This window comes from Rhodopirellula sp. MGV, from assembly GCF_002251265.1.
GTDB classification, from domain to species: Bacteria; Planctomycetota; Planctomycetia; order Pirellulales; family Pirellulaceae; genus Stieleria; species Stieleria baltica_A.
Genome location: NZ_NPDI01000046.1, coordinates 64499 through 83114 on the forward strand (window position 1 = coordinate 64499; position 18616 = coordinate 83114).

Genomic DNA, 18616 nt, shown 5'->3' on the forward strand with positions numbered 1-18616 from the left:
CTCGAGCTAGGTTTCCCCTAAATAGACCTAGATTTTGAGTCGCCAACCCTCATTCCAACCATGTTCTCAACGAGACGCTCCGCCGCGCGATCGCCCAGAGTCGGTGAGTCCGTGCCGTGTCGTCGAACAATCCGCCGGCGTTCTCGCCGTCGCGGTGTCGCAACTGTCGAGTTCGCGATTTGTCTTCCAGCACTCCTGGCGCTGACGATCGGCACGATTGATATGTGTTCGATGTTGTTTCTAAAGGAGTCGATCACTCTGGCGGCGTACGAGGGTGCACGTATGGGCGTCGGGCGTGATCGAACGAATGGCGATGTTTCCGCGCGCGTCCGTGAATTTCTTGACGAGCGGAATATTCAATACACGGGTGATCCGTGCACATTTGGGTCTCCCGATTTTTCGTCTGCAGAGACACTCGATAACGTCACGTTGACGGTGAGCGTTCCTTGTGAAGGCAACTTGTTGATCCCGTCCGTGTTTTGGGGCGGGACAGACTTAACGGCTTCAGTCACATTGCGCAAAGAATATGAAAACCTATCGAGCAACTAATTGCGATCGATGGAAAACCAAGTCATGAATCGACAAAAGCGTTCGAGACGTCAAGCAAAACGCGATCGCCGTGGGGCAGCGATGGTGGAGTTTGCGATCATAGCGAACATCTTTTTCGTGTTGGTGTTTACCTGCATGGAGTTCGCTCGGATGAACATGATCCGTAACCTCGCGCAAGACGCCGCCTATTTCGCGGCACGCAAAGCGATCGTTCCGGGAGCCACATCACGAGAGGCGATTGATGCCGCGTCCGAGGTGATGGACATGATTACGACCACGGGGTACGAGGTGACGGTCAACGATTTGTCGCGAGACACGCCGATGATCGAGGTCACCGTTAAAGTCGATTTCAATGAGATCGCATTGTTTGCGCCGTTGTTTCTGCCCGATGCGGTCATTGAATCAACCGCTCGGATGAAGACGGAGCGTTACAACGGCTACTACCACCAATAACGCAGCGTTCAATTTTCGAACCCTGTTTGACACTTTGCATCGAGCCCCAACATCATGTTAGACGTCAACGCTAAACAACGGTCGGTCAGTCGAAAGACGGCGCTTCGTCGTCGTGGATCTGTGATGGGAATGACCGCAGTCTTCCTGCCTGTCTTGGCGATCCTGGCCGCTTTTGCGATCAACGCAGCTCACATGCAGTTGACGCGAACTGAACTGATGATTGCGACTGATGCGGCGGCGCGAGCCGCAGGTCGTGCGTTCAGTGAAGTCCAAACAGTTGACGCAGCGACGGACGCGGCAGTCGCGACTGCTGCCTTGAACCAAGTCAATGGAGACCCGTTGCGTTTGCGTAGCGGGGACAGTGACGGCGAAATCGAATTCGGAATCAGCACACAACGTGGCGGACTGAATAGCCGTTACGAGTTCAACAAAATCCCGACTCCGGATGTTCGCAGCGGAACAGTTGCGAGCGCAGTACGCGTGACTGGCAAACGGCTGAATGGTTCATTGTCAGGCAACGTGCCGTTGATCATCCCCGGGCTGTTGAACATGGATCGGTTCGAAACCCAAGCGACATCGGTTGCGATGCAAGTTGACCGTGACATCTCGCTGATTTTGGACCGATCGGGATCGATGGCCGATATCACCTTCGATTGGGGATACGGCGAGAACCCTTATTCGAATTCGTCGATCAATTGGGCGTATCAGCAGGGGATTGTCACTCGTACGTACAACCACGGGAACTACACGTATTACTACGCCCCCGGGTACAACGCGGTGAACTATCAACAGTACCTCTGGGAAAATTTATTCAACAACGGTCCTGCACCGCAGCGTCCTTGGGACGAACTGGTGGCCGCGGTGAACGCGTTCTTGGATGTGTTGGATGAAACGAGCCAGGAAGAACAGGTTTCCGTCGCGAGTTATTCGACCTACGCGACGTTAGACACACTGTTGGAAAAGAATCACCAAATCGTTCGTAACAAAGTCAATCAGTTGTCGACCGGCGGAAATACCGCGATCGGCCGTGGAATGCAGCAGGGGATTCAGTCCCTGATTGATGGTCGCGCACGCCCCTTTGCCGAGAAGACGATGGTCGTCATGACGGACGGCATGGAAAACCAATCGCCTTGGGCGGCGCCGATTGCACGGTCGCTTGTCGCCAACAATCTGCTCACGATCCACACAGTTACCTTCGGTTCGGGCGCCGACCAAAACACGATGCGTGAAGTCGCTGCCATTGGCGGCGGAAAACACTACCACGCCGCGACCGGGGCTGACTTGGTGCAGATCTTCGAAGAGATCGCAAACAACCTTCCAACGATTTTGACCGAGTAAGGGTCAGAGAAACCACGGGGAACAACCACTATGGAAGAGCCACAAAAGAGCGGGACGGGCGACCAGCCAGTTCCCAAACGCCGTGAGACCGATCATGGACAAGGTGCTGTCTTCAACGACTTGGGTGGCGGACGCCGTGACTCCGATCGACGTTCAATCCTGCCTCGTAGCAAATTTGGTTTGCTGGCCGTTGGACTCTCCTATCTGTTTTCAATCACGCTGTTGGCGATCGCATTCACGTCTCCTTTCCGTAGGATGGAACGCAAGGAAAACGATTCGGTCAAAGCTACCGACGTGAAATTGGAATACGAAGCAAGGATCCCCTCGGAGCAGTATGTTGACTACGCGATGGGTCTGAACGACGACTTGAAGGATCAGATCCGCCGAAAAAACGACGGCAGCGACCGTGAACTTCCCGACCGACACGAAGTCGTCGAAAACTGGAAGAAGCGGCTCGAGAGCCACAGGACGATCGTCGAGTCGATTCGCAAAGAGGCCGGCGAACACGAAATTGTTCCCGGATCGATTCAGTGGGAGTATCTCAAAGAACTGGAAAAAGTTGCCGAGGACGCTCCAGTCTCCGAATAGCTCTTTGCCGGTTTGTTCCGCAGCCTATCAATGGTTCCGCGGTCTGGATCGCATTTTCTCGCTAAAACCCCGGCCATCGTGCGTGCAAAGCTTCCGCCCAGGCGTCCCCTTGGCGGCGATGTCCGACAATCGGCACGCAAACGGCTTCCTTCTGTTTGGCTGGACAACAATTCTCTGGCAAGCCGATTAAGATATCGCAAGCCGAAGTCGCTTTTCTTTACCCCCATAGACTTGCCATGTGGTTTCGACGTTTCGCCCCAGCCGTAGTTCTCACCGTCGGGTGGGTTTCCTTCTCCACCGCACAATTCGACGCCGACCAATCGGGGGTGGGGCAGTCAACAACGGTGCAATCAAGTGGGCCGGATGAACTGGTCCGTCAGCTACGGTCCCTTGCATCGCGTGGTGGCGATGATCGAGCGCGGGCGACAGCGAGCCTGATTCGCGTAGGAGCATGGACCGAAGCAGCCTCCCAATTAGAAAAAATTGGCGAAGAGAAAGACAATGCCGTGGTCGCTTCGTCGGCTCGCACGATCGGAGCCGCCTTGTTACTGCGGGTGTCGCTGCGAGAAGAGATGACCGAGGCGGCGCAAAAGGCGATCGAGAAAATGTCTCAGATGCTTGATCAGTCAGACCAAGCGCCGGAGAAACTGACTGCCGCAATTGCCGCATTGGCAAACAGCTCCGTCGATCAAAACCTTGCCGCCAATCGAACCTTGCTCCGCGGCGGAAAAGCGGCGATCGTTGAAATGGTCAAAGCGATTGGCCAAGGACTTCCACAGCAACAGTTCGAAAAGGTCGTGCAGGTACTGAAGCGGTTCGGCCAAGAAGGTACCGATGCTGTTGGGGAGTTAGCACTCTATGGAAACGCGAACGTCCGTGCGAATGCATTGGTCGCGTACCAGTCGCTCGCCGACCGCGAGATGGCATTGGCTTGGTCCTTTGCTGCCCGATTCGCGAGTAACGCGACCGCGGCAGAAGTGGAAGTCGGAAAGCGTTTGACATCGGGGCATTCGGCCGGAGACGCACTCGTTTATCTGTTAGATCGATTGCGGCAGCTGCGGCGGGACGCACTGCGAACGCCGAATGACCAAAGCCCCGCAACGATGTGGGCAATCGCCGAAGAAGCGTCGTCGGTGTCAGCGTCGCGAAGCACAGAGCTTTATCGCTGTTATCGCAAGGCCTACGATCTGGCGCAGCAAATTCGCCGGCTGCCAAATCTAACCCCCGATGCACTTCGCAATGTCATCGCGGCTGATCTGTCCTATCGGATCATGGCTGACTTGGACTGGGGTGATGAAAGCCAAGTTGATGCCGTGATGGCGTCGTATGGTGGATTGGTAGATGACGCGTTCTTGCTCGCAACGTTGACAGAGTGTCAAGCCGAAGGTGATGAACCGGCTGCTCTTGGGGTGATTCGGATCCTCGCGGTGAAGCCTGCGTCAGAACAGTTACGTGGCAACGGCGATCAACGATCAGCCCTAGTCGCCGCGGCGACGAGCCATCCGTCGCCACGCGTGAGATACGAAGCGACAATGTTAGTGACGGAGCTGGCAAATGCTGGCGATAAAATCTATTTTGCGGGCTCGAGCGAAGTTCAACAGTCGCTCGCAGAGATGGCTTCGTTGTCTAACCAGCCTAGCGCGGTGTTGGTGGAAACGCGTCCGGTTGTTGCCGTTCGACAAGAAGTCATCTTGGGCGAACTGGGACACGAAGTTCGTTTGGCAACCAATGCAATGCAGGCCGAACGGGCGGTAGCAGATGGTGGCGACCTGCGAATGGTCGTCAGCAAGATTCAGCTCACCGATGCGTCTGCCGTTGAGTTGGTTGACCGGATTCGACGGTTGCCACGTGGCCGATTGGTTCCCATCGTTTTCTTCAGCGATGATTCGGTACACCCCGATGCGATTGCAGCGGCAAAACTGGAGTCGCGTTCAACGCGTTGGACTGGCGAGCAAACGCCTGCGGTTGTGGTGGTGCCACTTCCTGGCGGTCCGGCGGCTTTTGCGGAGGTCATCGCAGAGATCGAGTCCAAGCAACGACTCGCCCCACTGGCGCCGAGCGATCGTGCCCGATTCCGAAATTATGCCCAAACCGCTCTCCAAAGCGTTTCGAATCGTCCTTAATCAACACCGGGTACCGGTGAAGCGCATAAAACGCTAATTTCTCTATTGAGCTCGTGGACATTTGCGACGTCGTCGCAAGTCGTGGCGGAACGGGTGATCGTTCAACGAAATCAAGTTACCAGTGGCGGTTCGAGATCGGCCAGAAAACGGTCTCGCAGCCCCATTCAAATTCGCATCGACGTCCAACGTAATGCTTGGCAATTCAGCGACAACACCGCACGACACAGCCCTTCCCGGGATCATCGGTGAATGTGCGGCGATGCGAGAGGTTTACCGAGTGACCCGCCGGGTCGCGGTAAGCAACGCGTCGGTGCTGATTCTCGGAGAAACCGGTGTCGGCAAAGAACTTGTCGCCGGTGCCGTCCACAACCTCAGTCACCGTAGCGGGCGCCCGTTCGTGCGAGTTAACTGTGGGGCACTCAGCGAAAGCTTGCTAGAAAGCGAATTGTTCGGCCACGTTCGCGGGGCATTTACCGGGGCGGTCAGCAACCGGACCGGACGTTTCGAAGCTGCTCAGGGCGGAACGATCTTCCTCGATGAAATCAACAGCACGTCGTTGACCTTGCAAGTCAAATTGCTGCGTGTACTTCAGGAGAAAGAATTCGAACGCGTTGGTGACACCAATACGCTGCGAACCGACGTGCGAATTATCGCGGCAAGTAACCGAGACTTAATGGGCGAGGTTCGCGCCGGACGTTTTCGTGAGGACTTGTATTGGCGTCTCAATGTGGTGCCGATCGAAATCCCGCCGCTGCGGAAACGTCGCGACGACATCCCTTCGCTTGTCTCGCACTTTCTCGATTACTACAACGAACTGAACGATCGCTATGTCGTTCATATCGGTCCGGGAACGATGGAGGCCTTGCGCAATTACCATTGGCCTGGAAACGTTCGAGAGTTGCAAAACTATGTCGAGCGTGCCGTCGTGATGGCAGAGACGGACGAACTGGTACACGAGCTGTTGCCGCGTTGCGTGACCGAAAACCAACCGATCAGCACCGACCCGATGACCGGTGAGAGTCAGCCACGCGACTTTCAAGCGTTGACCAAGTCCGTTGTGACGTCAGGGATTCTTGAAGCCGGTGATTCGTCCCAAGAATTGCATCGCAACGTCGTGGATCACGTGGAGCGTGAGTTGATCGCACAAGTTCTCGAAGCGTGCGGTGGCGTGCAAACCAAAGCCGCGACACGCTTGGGAATGAACCGTAATACGCTGCATAAGAAAATCAAGGACTACGGCCTCGGCGACTAAGCCGACGGATGTAGATCGAGTGCACTTTACACTTGATCAGTTGGTCTTTTATTCCCCGACTGAACAGTCGATCAGATTGTTTAACACGATGTTTTCGGAAGCAAACGCGTGTTGAAAAAATCATTGATCGTCAACGGAACCGCTTTCCGATTCGATGCGTCATAGGACGCTGATTGAGTGGATTAATTCGCACAAGCGAGCGCGTGTTTGACGTGTTTTCTGTCACGCGAAAAGAGTCGGTTCGAATCTGATTCTGCTTCGACGTAATGTTCGGTGTCCCTCTGATGGTCTGCAGATTCAACGGTGTTCCCCCATTCGCAGGGGCGCTGTCAAAGTTTCTTGGACGAATCAGAAAGAAGCCGCAGAATATTTCAAACTCGATGCGGACTTGTTGGGAACAATCGCGTTCTTCAAAGGCATGGAAGGTCGTTGGCAAGCTGGACCAATCCGTGCGGGATGTGTTTTGGTTTAGCGATAAACGTACGATTAGGTGAGTGATGAAAGAGCTGGACTATACCCTTGAATTGGCTGATGGCACCGTTGTTAAAGTCGGGCTGATCGAAGGCACGCACCATCCCGAGATCAAAGCATTTCACTTCCCACCAGGAACACTTGTACCCTTCAGCCAAAGCAACTTGCCAACCGCCCGCCAGAGCGAATCGCTTCCTATCCATGAGCAGATGAGCGAAGCGTAACGAGGTGCGACTGAGCTAGTTGGTCAACTCATCGATCAGCAACGCGATTGCAGCGCTCTGCATCGGAGTGCTCATGCTGGCGAGATTCGAACCATCGCTTGCCACTTGAGCTGGGGTGAGCGGAAGGTGCACGAACACGGACTCGGTTCGCCGGCCCATCTCATGGCTGTAGTGCAGGCTCAAGTACAGAGCCGCGTTGCAAAGATACGTTCCAGCATGATGTGATACGACGCTTGGAATACCTGCGGCTGTCAATCGTTCTTGTCCTCGGATCAGATCGAGATTGGAACGATAAGCCGCTGGTGCGTCGACCAGCAACGGCTCGCCATTGTTGCGTAAGTTCAATCCAACGGCTTCTAACAGGATCAATGTCGATCCTGGCGCTTGTCCTAGATGGATGGCAAAATCGAAATCATCAGCGATGTCTTCACGCAGCAGGCCTTTGAGTTTTTGATAGTCGACCGGGTAGCGACGTGTTGTGATGTCGTGTTCGCCTTCGTACCAACTGGTGAAATCGACCAAGGCGAGCCAACTGGCGTTTTCTTTCCAGCGATCGTACGGTTCAAAGGCGGTCAATAGAATTCGTGTCACTTCAGCACTTCAATGTGGGCATGAAGAATCGCGAGTCGGCATGAAATTATGATAGCTGACACGCAGGTCATGTGGGGGGGCGTCGTGGGTGAGAACTCTCCCCCAAGGCAACGCAAATATCCAGTCGGTTACCTAATCATGGGTTACCGATTGTCACTTCTCTTCGCGGTCGCTTGACGGAGCGGAGACTTTTCGAGCGGATTTAGCGATCGCGGTAATCGCGGCGATCGAAGCGATTTGAATGACGCCAACCATGAGTGGCGGCGTTGAGCGAATGCGGTCGAAAACCTTCCGCACCCAACTCGGTTCGCGATCTTGTTGTTCTTCGATCCAGCCGTTGATCGATGTAGGAGACCTGCCGTTTTCCCAAACCCAGGTCGAGGCGTCTTCCCATCCGTTCTTGGTTCGACGCATTCCGGTCGGTATCGACGCTTCTGAATCGGTAGGCCCGATCGAGCGTCCGTACTCTTGGCGAAAGGTCGTTGGTGTGATGCAGCCCGTCGTAGCGAATGCCAAACTGAGGCAGATGATCAGTCCGAAAATGTGATGATGCGTCTTCATGGACGCGTCAAAAAGCACTCCATGTGCCAGTGTCAAAAACACGGGCAGAAGCCGATTGCCGCGATCAAGATGTTGTTTTATCGCAACGTCAATGTTGCTTCGACACAACATCGTTGAACGTTAGCGGCATCACAAAAGCTAGCTGACTAGTGACGTTGGCACGCTAGTAGCCGACGCCCAGGCGTACCATCCAGGTGCTGTCGAGATCTTGGTGCAGTTGTTCGTTCACAAAGATTTCGCGATCGAATACATAGCCAACCTCAGCAAACCAAGTTCGACGACCAGCGCGAATCAAATCGCTGCGGCCGAGTTCTAAACCGAAGATCGCACGAATGTCATTGATGTCGGCTTGGCGTTCGACGTTCAACACGTTTCGCGTCCAAGAACCTTCGCCGTACTCGCCAGTCAGATACCACCAGACGTCTTGGGTCCCCAGGGTCGCCAGGAACTTTGATAAACGCGGTTGGGGGAAATACAAGTCGATCTTGGTGAATGGGTTGGGTTGCCAAAACAGTCCGCCCGCTGGCAGTACTTTGACTCGCTGTCGGTCGAGGTAATGCACACCCACTTTGAACGTGGTCGCTGGCGAAAGTCGGAACACGCCTAAACCGCGGCCGCGAAGCCGAAGGCTGTCGGTATCGTACACGCCGAATTCGGAGAATACGCCAACGCCGAATTGTAACTCCACCCCGGCGATTTGGTTCGGATCGGATTGCCATGCCAAGTCGACGAACGCGTCGTACAAGTCGTATTCATGTGGTTGGTGCCATGAAAACGAAGGGGCGACGAATAACGGTTGATTCGACCAAAAGAATCGCGGGAAGGCGAAGGCAAAGGCAATGTCCGTCGTGTTGATATCCGAGTGGTCACCGGGATCGGCCAAAAAAGTATGTCGCATGCGGACACGTTGAATCAAACGGAATGGATCGACCGGTGGCAAAAGCGACCCCGGACGCTGCATGATTCCGCCGGGGAACAACGTTGATGGAGTCGCTGAGGGATATGGCGAACCCGCATAACCAGGGGCGGTCATCGCGGGATCCATGATCGTTCCGTTGTATCCGGTGCTTCCATACCCTCCGCCATTGAACAACGGACCGGCGTATCCGCTGGAAGGAATCGCGACCGGCGAACCACCAAAGGGGTTTGTTAGCACGGGCGAAGATCCTAAGCCGCCAAACGTCGGATTCGCTCCATAGGTTTGCGGGGCACCCGCGTAAGGTGACGGCGCGATGTATCCGCCAGCCGGTCCGCCTGCGTATGGATCGAAGGTCCCGCTGGGAGTCGTCGGGTAGCCGAGTGGCGAGCCGAGGTTTCCAGCGGCGTTCGGATTGGTTTGCATGCCACCGAGCGTCGGCGCACCAAGATTGCCGGTACCGAAGCCTTGGTTGTTGTAACCCTGGTTGGTGAAGTCTGGCGGCGTTTGGTAATTCTGACCGCCTTGATAGGTTTGCCCGCCAGGCAATGCTGTTCCCAGTGGCGTCAATCGCGTTTGCGGGACGTCCAGCGAGTTCCCACCCTGAGCCCATAGGTCGCCTTCGGTCGCGAACGCCGCGATCAACGCAAAGCCGACGGCTTGGATCACAAGCCGAATCGGCCAACCCAACAGAGGTTGGTTTGGGCGTTTGCGAAGGGAGCGATTTCGGAAAGGGGCGTTCAAGCTTCTTTAGCCTGTTTACATTGGGGCTTAAGCGGACCGGGGGCAAGTTTTCAGTTGGAAATAGCGATCAGCCGTCACGCCGGTCAAGAGCGAGAATAAGATCCAGGGGTGAAACTTTAGAAAATCCGCCAAGAAACCGAAAACTATCTCGTTGCTACATCGAGGCGGTTTGACATACAGTGCGTTGGCCCTCGACAGTCTTGCGGGGGACCATTTGCCGTAGGTTTTTACAGCTTTTGACATCGCGAAACCGCGACCACAAGAACATCAGATGGAAGATTTCGACTTAGCCCAGCTTGCCCAATACCTGCATATCACGCCGCCACAAGTCGAAAAAATGGTGATGCGTGGCCGGATTCCCGGTCGAAGAGTTGCCGGACAATGGAGATTCAGCGAAGCGGAGATTCACCACTGGTTGGAGGAGCGGATCGGCGCCAGTGATGACACGGCGGAATTGGATCAAATGCAAGCGGTCGTGGATCGTATGACGGATCAATCAAGTGATCGTCCGATCCACGAACTTTGTACCGAAGCGACGATCGAGATTCCGTTTTCTGCGCGGACACGTTCCTCGGTGATTCGTAATATCTGTGAGCTCGCAGCACAGTCTGGATTGATGTGGGACGCACCGGCAATGTCCGAGGCTGTCAAAAGTCGCGAACAGATGCACCCGACAGCACTTGATTGCGGTGTCGCACTGATGCACCCGCGCCGTCCCCAGACGTCGATCTTGGCGGACTCGGTCATCGGACTCGCTGTCAGCCCGGCGCGGATCCCGTTTTCCGAATCGGGCCATATGACCGATATCTTTTTTCTGATCTGCTCTTACGACGACGCCGCTCACCTTCGTAACCTTGCCAAGCTCAGCCGACTGATCTCGGTTGATTCTTTCTTGGATCGCTTGCGTCAGTGTGCTTCTCCAAAAGAAGCCTGGGAATGTTTGCGTGAAGCCGAGTCGCTGATGTCGGTTGGTTAGACGAAGCGATCGCTTCCTCACCCGACACTGCTCCAACGCCGATTCTCAGTTGTCAAAATCAAAGGGTGTGTCGGGGCACGGTATGTCAAGGAACGAGACTTCGCCGAAAATCGGCTTGCAAACGGCGAACCCGTTTGAGCAACGCGCCGCGACGAATCTTCAATCCGGAACGCTGCTATGGATTGGCTGTCGTGACCGAGTTGCATTCAGAGATGCGTTTGAATTCTGCGAACGCAACGTTTCGCAAATCGCATATCGAGAAAGTCTTGAAGAGGCGATCGAACGTCCGGCGAGCGACGTCCGGGCGATCTTATCCTGTCACAGCAACGATTCGACGCGCGGACAGGATTCATTTCGACGATTGACACAACAACATCCAATCGCATCGATCGTTTTGCTGCTCGGCCCACTTTGTGCCGGCTGTCGCCCTTCTCCGGTCGATGCTTTCGGAGGAACTGCGGTCGCATGGCACGCTTGGAAAACCACCTTACCTGCCCTGCTCCAGCACTGCGGTTTCTTAGCGGATCGCACCGAACAGCCTGTCAGTTTGGTAATCGTTTCGCGTGACATTGCGATGGCAAATTCACTGTTGGCGATTGCCGAAACCGGCGCGGTTGCCGTGGCCGCTTGTGCTCCTGAATCGCTTTCCCGAGTGCATCACTTTGACGAATACTGGTGGGATGACTCGGCAATTGATGCATCGAGTTTTCGTACGATCACAAAAAACGTTCCACGCGGCGCGCGGCACGTTTGGGTCAGTAGCTTTGTCACGCCGAAGTTGCATGCACAAGCGATCGCGTCTGGCTTTGATCAGGTGATCACAAAGCCCGGCGACTTCCGACGATTGATTCAACGGATCGCGGTGGCCGACCAAGCGTTCGAACGCAACGCAGCTTGATCGTGCTGAGTGTGTCTAGGCGATGACGCCGGTAAATTGGCTGACCGAGATTCCGGGTAGTCCGATGATCGGCATCCCGTCGACAGGCGAAGGTCGGGACGCGGGGGTACGCGGTTGATGGCTTAGGCGAATCTCGTTGATCTCGTCGATGCTTTGCTGAAAGACGTCGATCAAATTCGGATCCCAGTAACCGCCCGCACCTCCTGAAAGGATTTTCACCGCACGGTCGACTGACATGCCCTCGCGATAAGGACGGTCACTCGTCATTGCATCAAATGCGTCGCAGACGCCAGGATGCGTCCATCGATGGGGATGTTTTCGCCGACCAGTTTGTCTGGATATCCGCCACCATCCCAATGTTCGTGGTGGTACAGGACACCGGGCAGGATGTCTTGCAGCGCGTCGAGCTCTTGGAGGATTCTCCAGCCAGAATCCGTGTGCGTTTCAATGATGGCACGTTCTTCGTCGTTGAGTGCGTTGGGCTTTTGCAGCACTCCGTCCGGGATCGCGATTTTGCCCACATCGTGCAGTAGACCCGTCAAGTAAATCCGTTCACATTCGATCGCGCTAAAACCGATTTTCGAGGCGAGTAATCGGGCGAAGCATGCGACTCGTTCGCTATGCCCGCATGTATAGGGGTCACGCGCTTCGACGGCATTGACCAATGCCCGAATGACATCGGTAAAGAGCTCTTCCTTTTGACGCAGTAATCGAATGTTATTGAGCTGCGAGGCAAGTTGATTGGAAACCGTCTCCATCAACGAAGCTTGCACCGTTGTGAAGCCCAATTGAGCCCATGGCAAATCGTCCATTTCGTCTTTGATACGGTTGCACGCGATGACCCAACCGTGCAGCCGGCCTTCACTGCTGCACTCGACCATCACGAGTTCGTTGATCGCGTCGCCACCATCGGCGATCGAACCGATGTTGACGTTTCGTACGACGGGCTGCTGGCTTGTCTCGTTTCGGAGTTGTTCGATCAGATCCCAAGCGACTTGGTCTTCGAGCAGCTTGGCATTGGTCCAAAGTGGCGAACGCATTTGGTGTTCGTCCATCAACACTGCCGCCATCGACTGTGCTCCCACTCCGCCGGCCAGCGGACGAAGCGAGGAAATCACGAACGTGTCGATTTCCTCGGCGCTCTGTGGCAATTCTAAGCTGGACGCCAATGTTCGAATCAACGACAGTTCTTCGAAGTCCTGCATCACTTGGTTGGTCAGCGAATCGACTTCCGAAAGGAGCTGTTTGTTTTCGTGTCGCGCCGTCACGAGTTGTAAGATGGCAAGAGCATGGTTGCCTACTCGTTTGGCATGGTTCGCTTCGCATTGCCAGACCGCGACAGATCCTTGTGGCAAAACAAGCCCTTGGCGGACATGCCCTTCGTGCTCGACAGAGTGCACACGAGAAGGGTCTGCGAGAGTCTGCTGGGCAAATGCATCTTCGTCAGCCGATTGGAAAAGGTGGATCGCGTAGCCGATTTCGTTCGCGATTCGCATCGCGATGAAGTGGTCAAGATCGCTTGGGGTTCCGCCGGTGACAGTGGGGACTACTGACTCATCTGGCTGTGGGGCTCCAGACTGTTGAATCATTGGTGAACTCCCGGAAACGTTGGAACCGCTGTCAATGTTCCAGCGACAGTGTTGATCGGCGGAATGATATCTCGCTCTGGCAGTGTCGTGTGTGTCGCTTCTGCCACTGCTTCAACGACGACTGCGGGGCTAAAGGGTTTACCAAAGACTTCCTGTACGCCAAGTTCGATGACGCGAGGGTCACGCGAGAGTTCGAGCTTTCGCCCCGTGACGAGAAAGCAAGGCATCTCCGGCCGCAGTTGGCGGATGCGTGCGATCAGTTCCAGGCCCGACAAGGCTGGCATTTCGTGGTCGCTGACGACGGCGGCGATCTCGGTGTCCTGAAATGCTTCCCAGGCGGTTGCCCCGTCGGCACAGGTGATCGGCGTAAATCCACAGGACTGGAACTTGAAGGAAAGAACCCGAGCCAATCCAGGATTGTCTTCTGCGATAAGGATCTTCTTGCTATCGGAAGTCATGGTGGTGGGAGAGTGCGCTCACGATGACGAGGAAACGGTCGTGGCACCCGCTGGGAGTTCATCCTGCGGGAGACAAGGAGACACGTCGGAGTCTGCCAGGATCATCTGACAGAATCGTGCTACTAATTCTGGGTCATGCATTCCTTGCTTGGCGCGATGTTTCAGGATTTCGAGGGCTTCCGTTTGCGTTTTTGCCCTCCGAAACGGGCGATCATTCGTCAACGCGCTATAGACGTCCACGATTCCAACAATTTGAGCTTTCAGCGGGATCTCATTCGCCCGCAATCCGTCCGGATAACCGGTACCATCGAAATGTTCTTTGTGATGCCGAATGATTGGCAGAACCGGTGCGAGCGGTTTAAGCGGCGCGCAGATATCACACCCGACACGTGGATGTTGGTGAAAGAGCGCTCGTTCGCGTGGCGTCAGCGGACCGGTCTTTTCAAGAATTGAATCCGGGATCGCGATCTTTCCGACGTTGTGCAAGATCGCACCGAAGCGAAGCGTTTTGAGTTCGCCCGCGTCCATCCCCAGTACCTTTCCAAAGGACACGGCGTAGTTGGCTGCCTGTTCGACATGACCGCTGCTATATCCGTCCTTGCTGGCGACGGCTCTGGCCAAAGACAACGCGACGCTTTCCGCACCGATCATTTCGGCATTGCCGCGGTGCAGGCGTGTGATCGAACGGAGGCGGACATTCAATTCGCCGCGATTGATCGGCTTGCTAAGAAATTCATCCGCACCAGCATCGACTGCATCCTGTATTTCTTCGTTTGATCCCGAAGTCGTCAACATCACGACCGGGATCGTTCTGAACTGCATGTCGTCTTTGAGCATCCGGCAGACCGTTAGTCCATCCATTCCGCCGCTGATACCGGCATCCAGCAAGATTGCGTGCGGTTCAGGAGTCGCGGTGGCGATTGAAAACGCATCGGCACCATTGGTCGCTTCAGTGATGTCATAGGATTCGCCACCAAGGGCAAGCCGCAGCAGTTTGCGGACGGTTGCGTTTCCGTCGGCGACCAAGATTCGCATCTTTTGGTCGACCTCGGCAGCCGCCTGCGAAAATGTCTCGGCAAAGCCCTTCGTGATGTGGTGATCGAGTTCACAATCAATTGCGGTTGTCATCGTTCTACCTTGCGTCTCAGACGCTCATCATGTCGTAGTTGAATACCGCATCGCCGGGCCGTACTGTCTCGTCGATGATCGTGTCATGGTTGGAATCGAAAGCGTCTGCTGTTCGTGGCAAACGAATCGTGAACATGGTTCCGGTTTCAACCACGCTTTCCACTGAGATCGAACCGCCATGCAATTCGGTCAAATGTTTGATGATCGCCAGCCCTAAACCGGTGCCAATTCCTTGGTCTGCAATCGCAGCTTGGTAATACGGTTCGAACAAGTGCTTCATGTGTTCCGGAGCGATACCGCGTCCGGTATCTCGTACGGTGATTCGGAACTGTTGCTCGTCGTCCGGTCGAATTTGGATGATCGCGGTCCCGCCCGGTTCGTTGTACTTGATCGCATTGGAAAGCAAGTTCAACAAGATTTGTCGAAGGCGTAGCGGGTCAGCGGTTACTTCGGTCAGTCGGCTATCCACTTGTGCGGTCAACGTGACCGATTTTTCTTTCGCACGAGGCGTGACCATCGCCACACACTGGTCAACCAGTTCTACGAGGCTACCGGTTGCGGTGCCAAGCGGATCATCCCCGCTTCAGCCTTCGCATAGTCCAAGATGTCATTGACGAGCGCCAACAGGTGATGCGCCGAGTCGTCGATGTCTTTGACAAAGTCTTGCTGCGCTTCGTTCAAATCACCGGTGCTCCCATCGAGCAACGTTTCGCTGATTGCGGTGATCGTCGAAAGCGGGGTGCGTACTTCGTGCGACGTTTGTCGCAACGCTTGAGCACGCATTGCGACAAGTTGCTCTTGGATTTGATTTTCGATCGCACGCTGTTTTTCTTCACGTTGCAACCGATAGCTCGCCATCAAGACTCGGAGCGTCAAGTACAGAATCGATCCGAGTGCGATCATGTCGCGCACCGCATCAAAGATCGGGCTCCAGACCGTCGGTTTGGCCGCGTAGTACAGCTGAGCGAACATCGTTCCGGCAACGATGGCGACCACCGCAGTGGCAAACCCCAACGATCCGCGACGAACCAGTGCGAACGCGGCACCGACAGCGGCCAGGTAATACAGGATCAGAACAAAGCGATCTTCGAACGCATGCTGGTGCATCGTCGCGAGGAAAAAGACCGTCGCCGCAAAGACCAAGCGATCGGGTTTCAATAGACGCAGTAACGTGTTTTGGGGCGAGGCCATGTCGTGGGCTCCGGATCCTGCAATCGCTCGGCGTGAGCGACTTTGTCCGAAAACCCTACGTTGCAGTTTTCAGCGTCTAACGGCTTTTGAAGATGGGGGCGAGATACTCCAATCAGGCTATCGGAAAGTGTGCAGTCATAGGGACCGTACCGATTAAACTGACGCCATGCCGCCAAACGGCGGGGTCACGCCTGATATCGTTATGACTGCGTTGACGGACTAGGCGTGTTAGCAGATTGATTTGCGCGGGGCACATCGCCGCTTTCCGGAGCGGATTGGTCGCTCGGTTTTGCCTGTGCGTCGTCGTCATCCGTTGGATTCGGTACAGGCACGAGAACCAGACGCACGGGGGTGTCGCGAGGCGGGATTTTGGTTTCAAACGGCTCGAACCGCAGCGAATCCGCGTCCGCACTGCTGCTGATCGCCACGTCCAGCATCGCGCTCGAGAAATTCGAAACGCAGATCATGTCGCCACCATCGGCTTCGTAGTACTCCCGTTTGTCTTCTGGGTCCTGCCAAAAACCGCTGCCAGCGAAGACCCACTCGGTCTTCATCGGACCGTCGATGTCCAAGTCATGGATCCACTCACGTGCGTCGACCGCTTGGAACTTGCCGTCTTTGTCGTACCAGCAAACCCAAACGCGGATGACTTGCCCAGTGGGCGGGACAAACGTGGGGCGGAATCGAACCGGCGTTCCCGGTGTGGCTTCGATCGCGAGCAACGCCGCGTGGACATCACGGGATCGACTCAGTGCCGCGACGATCGATTCATGTTCTTTCGTCCCGACCGGGCAAGCAAACATTTCTAACGGGCCACGCGTCATCGCAACATAGCCATCGATGTAGACTCGTTTGCGTTTCGCATCGATCCACAGTCGGCCATCTTTGCTGAGTGAAGTTCCACCTGGAGGCGGCAGAAACGCTTTTTCGGCAATGTCCTCTGGAGATGGTCCGCGGTCCCAGCGACTTGCTGCCGGCGTTTCTGATTCCGTCGCGGTGGGAGCCTCCGTTCCGCCTGGGCCGTTCAACGACAACATCTCGTCGGTCCCGGAACCAGCCGGAGATACTGGAGGAAGTGTCGCGGACTTGGAATCACCGCTTTCCGCACCGATCGCGGTGCCAGAAGATTGTGATTTGTTTGAGTCCGTTGATTCGGTTACCGCTGCTCCGTTGCCAGTTTCGGTGGTCGTGGTCTGCTGTGGTGAATCGACGGTCGCTTCCGAAGTCGATGAAGCGGCCGACTTTGGCCCACCCTTCTCTGAGGCTCGGTTGCATCCGGCGGCAACCAATCCGATCAACACGAGGGGAACTAGGAAGCTGTGCTTGCGAATCACGACAATACCTCTTGGCGGTCGATGTTGCCGAAGCCGGCCTTGGAGCACGGCAACAGCAATGTCTGGTCTGGGTAGGTGCAAGACTGATCGAGACTAGGTAACTTGGGCAAAGAAACTCGGGTCTACAGGCCGTTTGGCTTGTCGAATTCCCATCACGAGGTTCAGTCCACTGTTGAAGGTAGCGTATCCGGTGCAGGTACGATGCCAAAGAGCACACCTGACGTTCCGACGCGGAATTTTCGTCGGGCTTGGTTTCGCTCCTCTTTTCGATCATCTGCCATGTCTGACCAGTTGCCCCCAATGACCGATACGATCGAAGGCCCAGAGATGATCGAGAATTCTGACGCCGCGGAACGCGATATTCCCGCGTCCGACGTGTCGTCACCGATGCTGACTCAGTGGACGACGCTACGCAAACAGGTACTGCAGCGGCAGCGTGAGCTCGGGCCAAAAGCGATCTTTGGTGCGGCCGCAAAATCGGGTGGTGTCTATCGGTGGGGACTGGATTTGGCGAATCTTCAGCCATTCGATGGCGGACTTTTCATCGAGTTCCTTTCTCGGGTCGCGACGAATTCTGCAGTCAACAGTCCGCGATTCAATGATCTCGACATTCAGCAACTCCTTGCTGACATCAATGACCTTGCGGCGATGCAGGGTGACGAGTGGACCATCAAACAGTCTGCGATGATGGTCGTTGCCGCCGCCTCTTTGCCGGGGTTGTTCAAGCATCTTGATGAAGCCAGCTGGTGGGGACTGCTGGGCACCATCCAAGAATTTCGCGAGACCTGGTTGGACCAGGACGGCGCCCACCCTGCATTCCAAATCGCAGTCGTCGAAATCGGTTTGACGCTCAGTGTCTTTTTGGAACCCCTGCCGTCATGTCGGCGGATGGGTGAACACGCCTTGCAAGCGTTGGCGAGATTCATCGATCAGACCGAAGATTGCGTCGGTGCGGCATTGGAGTATCCCGGTGATGTGCGATTACTACTCGCATCGTTGATCCGATGCCAACGATTGCTTGACGCGTTTGCGGATCAACTGCACGGTCAAAAGAAGCGTCAGCAGAAACGATTTGAAAAGCTGCTCGTCAAACTTGCCGAAGTCGGACGCGAGTTGACTGTCTGGACGCTTGCCTTGTCACGAGGTGAAGGAAGTAACGCTTGGACCGCTACCACAGGTTCGCATGCGAATGGTTCGCGACGAGTCGACATCGGCGCCGGTGGTCTGTTGCA

Annotated in this window: 20 protein-coding genes; 10 read left to right on the top strand and 10 right to left on the bottom strand. The window is 55.4% G+C overall.

Annotated elements, in window-relative coordinates; genetic code table 11:
• Positions 1–60 precede the first annotated feature (60 nt).
• The 7 genes from CGZ80_RS16675 to CGZ80_RS16710 all read left to right on the top strand — a co-directional run bounded on the left by CGZ80_RS16675 (position 61) and on the right by CGZ80_RS16710 (position 6998).
• Positions 61–549: a TadE family protein gene (locus tag CGZ80_RS16675; protein ID WP_094416480.1), complete on the top strand. Its 489-nt coding sequence runs from the start codon at positions 61–63 to the stop codon at positions 547–549.
• 24 nt (positions 550–573) lie between these two features.
• Positions 574–1002: a TadE/TadG family type IV pilus assembly protein gene (locus tag CGZ80_RS16680; RefSeq protein ID WP_094416527.1), complete on the top strand. Its 429-nt coding sequence runs from the start codon at positions 574–576 to the stop codon at positions 1000–1002.
• Between the two features lie 54 nt (positions 1003–1056).
• The gene (locus tag CGZ80_RS16685) at positions 1057–2340 is read left to right on the top strand and encodes a vWA domain-containing protein (RefSeq protein ID WP_233148475.1); all 1284 of its coding nucleotides are present in this window, start codon (positions 1057–1059) and stop codon (positions 2338–2340) included.
• Positions 2341–2370: 30 nt separating this feature from the next.
• The gene (locus CGZ80_RS16690) at positions 2371–2928 is read left to right on the top strand and encodes a hypothetical protein (protein ID WP_094416482.1); all 558 of its coding nucleotides are present in this window, start codon (positions 2371–2373) and stop codon (positions 2926–2928) included.
• A 236-nt stretch (positions 2929–3164) separates the two neighbouring features.
• Positions 3165–5051: a response regulator gene (locus CGZ80_RS16695; RefSeq protein WP_094416484.1), complete on the top strand. Its 1887-nt coding sequence runs from the start codon at positions 3165–3167 to the stop codon at positions 5049–5051.
• Between the two features lie 259 nt (positions 5052–5310).
• On the top strand, positions 5311–6303 hold the full coding sequence (locus tag CGZ80_RS16700) for a sigma-54-dependent transcriptional regulator (protein ID WP_233148476.1): 993 nt from the start codon (positions 5311–5313) through the stop codon (positions 6301–6303).
• A gap of 497 nt (positions 6304–6800) precedes the next feature.
• On the top strand, positions 6801–6998 hold the full coding sequence (locus tag CGZ80_RS16710; RefSeq protein ID WP_094416490.1) for a hypothetical protein: 198 nt from the start codon (positions 6801–6803) through the stop codon (positions 6996–6998).
• Between the two features lie 15 nt (positions 6999–7013).
• On the opposite strand, the gene CGZ80_RS16715 is transcribed toward CGZ80_RS16710, so the two are convergent.
• From CGZ80_RS16715 to CGZ80_RS16725, 3 genes are all read right to left on the bottom strand, one after another.
• Positions 7014–7589 carry a pyroglutamyl-peptidase I gene (locus CGZ80_RS16715; RefSeq protein ID WP_094416492.1) on the bottom strand — a complete coding sequence of 192 codons (576 nt, stop codon included), beginning with the start codon at positions 7587–7589 and terminating at the stop codon, positions 7014–7016.
• A 153-nt stretch (positions 7590–7742) separates the two neighbouring features.
• A complete protein-coding gene (locus CGZ80_RS16720; RefSeq protein ID WP_143543983.1) occupies positions 7743–8150 on the bottom strand; it encodes a hypothetical protein in 408 nt (135 codons plus the stop codon).
• A 163-nt stretch (positions 8151–8313) separates the two neighbouring features.
• Positions 8314–9735: a hypothetical protein gene (locus tag CGZ80_RS16725; protein ID WP_094416496.1), complete on the bottom strand. Its 1422-nt coding sequence runs from the start codon at positions 9733–9735 to the stop codon at positions 8314–8316.
• A 346-nt stretch (positions 9736–10081) separates the two neighbouring features.
• Here CGZ80_RS16725 and CGZ80_RS16730 point away from each other — a divergent pair, with 346 nt between their 5' ends.
• Complete coding sequence (locus tag CGZ80_RS16730) at positions 10082–10786, top strand: PTS sugar transporter subunit IIA (RefSeq protein ID WP_094416498.1); 705 nt, start codon at positions 10082–10084, stop codon at positions 10784–10786.
• A gap of 82 nt (positions 10787–10868) precedes the next feature.
• A complete protein-coding gene (locus CGZ80_RS16735; RefSeq protein WP_143543984.1) occupies positions 10869–11684 on the top strand; it encodes a hypothetical protein in 816 nt (271 codons plus the stop codon).
• 15 nt (positions 11685–11699) lie between these two features.
• Here the strand turns inward: CGZ80_RS16735 and CGZ80_RS16740 are convergent, their stop codons facing one another.
• From CGZ80_RS16740 to CGZ80_RS16770, 7 genes are all read right to left on the bottom strand, one after another.
• Complete coding sequence (locus tag CGZ80_RS16740; protein ID WP_094416502.1) at positions 11700–11951, bottom strand: hypothetical protein; 252 nt, start codon at positions 11949–11951, stop codon at positions 11700–11702.
• A complete protein-coding gene (locus CGZ80_RS16745) occupies positions 11948–13273 on the bottom strand; it encodes an HD-GYP domain-containing protein (protein WP_094416504.1) in 1326 nt (441 codons plus the stop codon). Before CGZ80_RS16745 ends, CGZ80_RS16740 begins: the two co-directional genes overlap by 4 nt.
• Entirely contained in the window at positions 13270–13731 is a 462-nt protein-coding gene (locus CGZ80_RS16750) for a response regulator (protein ID WP_094416506.1), read from the bottom strand. Before CGZ80_RS16750 ends, CGZ80_RS16745 begins: the two co-directional genes overlap by 4 nt.
• A gap of 18 nt (positions 13732–13749) precedes the next feature.
• Positions 13750–14859 (bottom strand): HD-GYP domain-containing protein, encoded by a 1110-nt coding sequence (locus CGZ80_RS16755; protein WP_094416508.1) that lies wholly within the window; start codon positions 14857–14859, stop codon positions 13750–13752.
• Between the two features lie 16 nt (positions 14860–14875).
• A complete protein-coding gene (locus CGZ80_RS16760) occupies positions 14876–15376 on the bottom strand; it encodes a sensor histidine kinase (RefSeq protein WP_094416510.1) in 501 nt (166 codons plus the stop codon).
• 23 nt (positions 15377–15399) lie between these two features.
• Positions 15400–16050 carry a histidine kinase dimerization/phospho-acceptor domain-containing protein gene (locus tag CGZ80_RS16765; RefSeq protein ID WP_094416513.1) on the bottom strand — a complete coding sequence of 217 codons (651 nt, stop codon included), beginning with the start codon at positions 16048–16050 and terminating at the stop codon, positions 15400–15402.
• Between the two features lie 200 nt (positions 16051–16250).
• Positions 16251–17384: a YdjY domain-containing protein gene (locus tag CGZ80_RS16770; RefSeq protein WP_143543985.1), complete on the bottom strand. Its 1134-nt coding sequence runs from the start codon at positions 17382–17384 to the stop codon at positions 16251–16253.
• A gap of 279 nt (positions 17385–17663) precedes the next feature.
• On the opposite strand from CGZ80_RS16770, the gene CGZ80_RS16775 reads away from it, so the two are divergent.
• Positions 17664–18616: hypothetical protein (locus tag CGZ80_RS16775; RefSeq protein WP_143543986.1), on the top strand; the 953-nt coding region annotated here is incomplete at its 3' end.